This window comes from Bartonella capreoli (assembly GCF_902813205.1).
Classification (GTDB): domain Bacteria; phylum Pseudomonadota; class Alphaproteobacteria; order Rhizobiales; family Rhizobiaceae; genus Bartonella; species Bartonella schoenbuchensis.
The window spans coordinates 1-466 of sequence record NZ_CADDZX010000178.1; the positions used below are offsets into that span (position 1 = coordinate 1).

Genomic DNA, 466 nt, shown 5'->3' on the forward strand with positions numbered 1-466 from the left:
GCAGAGGTGTGGCTATTCTGTTAGCTTGTACTTTAGTGCTGATATGGCGTTGGCACGTTACTGATGTTAGTACTGTGCTTGTGCGTTCTACTGATGTCTTTCGGCTATTACTCGCCATGGGATTGTTGCGCCATGTGATGAATATATGGCGTATTTGAGAATTTCTCTCTGAACGGTTGATGCGCTATGGAAAGGGTTGGCTTACCCTGTCCATCGCGATACTGACTGCGTTCCTAGCTTGGCCGATGAGTTTGGGGGTTATCCCCCTAATGATTGATGCCTTGAAGAAAAGTGTTTTTCCCTCTCGCCATTTGGCCGCTATTGTGATGCGGATGATGAGCATCACAATGGTACTGATGCCAACCAGCATCGGTGCAGCAACAGTTTTCTCTGCTATGCCTAGAACACCAATATTCACATCCGCTGCTTTTGGGATACCACTTTTTCTATTCAGTCTGTTGTTGTT

General features: G+C 46.4%; 1 protein-coding gene. It reads right to left on the bottom strand.

Features of this window, described 5'->3' with window-relative positions:
• Positions 1-184 precede the first annotated feature (184 nt).
• On the bottom strand, positions 185-466 hold a 282-nt coding region (locus J7R05_RS07940), incomplete at its 5' end, for a hypothetical protein (protein ID WP_208541842.1).